Below are 3,369 nucleotides of genomic sequence, written 5' to 3' on the forward strand. Positions count from 1 at the left end.
GACAGGTTGTATCGAGGCTTTGTGGCTGGAGTTATTGGCGGGGTTGTGTCAAGTGCATTAAGCCATCTTTCATACTTGTTGGGATTCACTACGCTACGGTTATCAGATTGGGCTGCAATCCTTATCTTTGGTCATGTGCCGCCATTTAGTTTTGGAGAACATATGTTTTCTGTCTTTATTCACATTGGCTGGTGCGGTGCTGTCGGCTCCATGTTCGCTTATTTCCTTGTATGGGTCACCAGTCGTAAGATTCTTTTCAAGGGTTGGATGCTGGGAACTACGCCTTACTTTGTAATCTATTTATTAACTGCACTATTTCAAACCCCAGGAACGGTACCAGCGCCATTTAACACGGCGCTTTCGAATTACATTACGTCAACGATATTTGGTGTCGTCATGGGATATAGCTTCAAAGTTCTGGATCAAGCAACCATGCAGCATCGAAGCCCCCTGGAACTCTTAGCTCATCCTGCTGCAAAACGCACCGGCGAAGATAAGAGTCAGCACCGTCCCGACAATGATGAAAGAGATGGCACGTAGTTATAGCGGCGCAGTCCACTTAAAGAAAAACCACCATTAACGGCTAATGCCATTAATGGTGGTTTTTATCAGCTTACAGCTTTTGCAACTTTTACGGCACATACCTTATATTCATAGGTTTTGGTTACTTTGTCATAGAAGCCGCTGGTGACCTGGTTGGTCGGAGCGTTGACAAAATGGAAGGACATCCAGATTCCGCCTGGCAATACATCAGCGGTTACCCAGGCTTTGGCTTGTACTGAGCCCCTGCGGGAAGCAACCTCAATCATATCCTGATTTTTAATGCCCAGGCGTTTAGCATCATCAGGGTGGATCATAACCTGTTCTTCAGGGCGGAACTCAGTTAGCTGTTTGGATTTGCCTGCTGTCGTAATATTATAATGATACAAAATACGGCCAGTGGTAAGGACGAAGGGATATTCGGCATCAGGTTCTTCGCCGGGGGGTTGATGTTCAATGGCTTTAAATACACCGGCGCCGCAGGTAAACTTACCATCCTTGTGAAGGTATTGGCTGCCAGGATGTTCCTTGTTCGGTACCGGCCATTGCAAGCCATTTTCGTCAATGCGCTCAAAAGAGAGACCGGCAAACATTGGGCTTAAGGAGGCCATTTCATCCATAATCTCACTGGAATTGTTGTAGGACATCGGATAGCCCATTTTGGTTGATAGGTCGCGGATAATTTGCCAGTCGGGGAGACTGTTGCCAATTGGTTCTATGGCCTTGCGAACACGTTGCACACGACGTTCACAATTGGTGAATGTGCCATCCTTTTCGGCAAAAGAGGCACCTGGGAGGATGACATCAGCTAATTTGCCGGTCTCAGTCATGAATAGATTTTGCACTACCAAAAATTCAAGGTTTGCAAAGCCTTTACGTACATGATTGGCATCGCCATCTGTCAGCACCGGATCTTCTCCCATAACATACATGGCCTTTAATGTACCCTCAACAGCAGCATCAATCATGTCAGGCAGCATCAGTCCAATCTTGTCTGACAGCTTAGCTCCCCAGGCTTTTTCAAATTTTTCATGTGTCTGCGGGTCATTAACCTTCTGATAACCGGAATAAACATTAGGCAATGCGCCCATATCGCAGGAGCCCTGTACGTTATTCTGACCGCGCATCGGGTTTACGCCTGAATTAAGTTTGCCGACATTACCTGTTAGCATGGCCAGATTGGCAAGGCTCATAACGTTATCAGTACCGCAGGTATGTTCAGTAATACCTAAGGTATAGAATATTGAGGCCCGTTCTGCAGTTGCATAGATTCTGGCAGCTTCTCTTAGTAAATGCTCTGGAACCCCGGTTATGCTCTTGACATGTTCCGGAGTGTACTTTTCCACGATGGCAGCCACTAAATCAAAGTCGACTGTACTGGACTTAATAAATTCCTGGTCATGCCAGCCTGACTTGAGAATAATATGCATTAATCCGTTAATAAGGGCTATGTCGGTACCAGGTCTGAGCTGCATAAATACATCGGCTTTACCGGCGAGTTCTATTTTTCGCGGGTCGGCAACAATTAGTTTTGCACCTTTGCGGAGGGCCTGACGCATTTTGGCTGCAATCACCGGATGTGCCTCTGTGGGGTTACCGCCGATTAAGAAGATTACTTTAGAGTCGGAAACCTCACCAATTGAATTGGTCATCGCTCCGGAACCGAATGAAGCGGCTAGCCCCGCTACTGTGGGCGCGTGGCAGGTACGGGCACAGTGATCAACATTATTCGTGCCGATTACTGCCCGCATAAATTTCTGCATAATATAGTTATCCTCGTTAACACAGCGGGCCGAACTGATTGCCGCCAAGGCATCGCTGCCATGAGTATTTTTAATTTCATTAAATTTTGTTGTAATCAGGTCCAGGGCTTCATGCCATGATGCTGCCACAAATTCACCATTTTTCTTTATTAGCGGAGTGGTCAAACGCTCCGGACTATGGATATAGTCGATGCCAAAGCGGCCTTTTACACAAGTAAGCCGTCCGTTAACCACACTGGTCAGGTTAGAGGTAACACCGATTACTTTACCCTCTCTGACATTGAGGTCATAATTACAGCCTACGCCACAGAAGGGGCAGGTTGTTTTGACCTTTTTGTCCGGGACTCCTTCATTGAACATTGGTTTTTCAAGCAAAGCGCCAACCGGGCAAGCCGACACGCAGGTGCCGCAGAAGAAACAATCGGTTTTGACCATCGGATCATCAAATGCCGGAGCTATTTTTGAAGTAAAGCCGCGGTCTGTCCAGTCAAGAACATTACAGCACTGTACTTCCTGACAGACGCGTACACAACGTCCGCATAGAATACACTTGTTGTTGTCCCTAATGATAAATGGGTTACTGTCATCAATGGCAGACTGGCGGATGTCTCCCTGAAAGCGTATTTCTTTTACACCAAGCTGAGTGGCCAGGGATTGCAGTTCACAATCCAGGTTGCGTTTGCAGAAAAGACAATCCTGGGGATGATTGGCAAGGATTAGTTCTACCACACTTTTGCGGGCTTCGAAAATTGCTATAGAGCTCGTGCGTACAACCATTCCTTCAGATACCGGATAAGTGCAAGCAGTGACCAGGCCGCGTGCCCCTTCTACTTCAACAAGACAGATACGGCAGGAACCCTCAGGGGTTAAATCGGCCAGGTGGCATAATGTTGGAATATTGACGCCAATAGTACGGGCAGCATCAAGGACTGAGGTTCCTTTGCATACCTGTAGAGGCAAACCGTCAATTGTCAAATTAATCATTTCCATAAGCTATCACGCTCCTTAAATAGTTAGTTGTTATTGAGATATCTCTAAACTGTGTGACTCGCTATTTAGATAGTAG

Annotated in this window: 2 protein-coding genes; one reads left to right on the forward strand and one right to left on the reverse strand. The window is 46.6% G+C overall.

The annotated features are described in order from the left end of the window. The coding region (locus VN379_RS04965; protein WP_325531414.1) for a hypothetical protein at nucleotides 1-540 on the forward strand (540 nt) is incomplete at its 5' end. Nucleotides 541-608: 68 nt separating this feature from the next. On the opposite strand, the gene fdhF is transcribed toward VN379_RS04965, so the two are convergent. Then, nucleotides 609-3,293 carry a formate dehydrogenase subunit alpha gene (gene fdhF / locus VN379_RS04970; RefSeq protein WP_325531416.1) on the reverse strand — a complete coding sequence of 895 codons (2,685 nt, stop codon included), beginning with the start codon at nucleotides 3,291-3,293 and terminating at the stop codon, nucleotides 609-611. Nucleotides 3,294-3,369 lie beyond the last annotated feature (76 nt).

Origin of the sequence: Sporomusa sp., assembly GCF_035561255.1 — a bacterium.
Taxonomy (GTDB): Bacteria; Bacillota; Negativicutes; order Sporomusales; family Sporomusaceae; genus Sporomusa.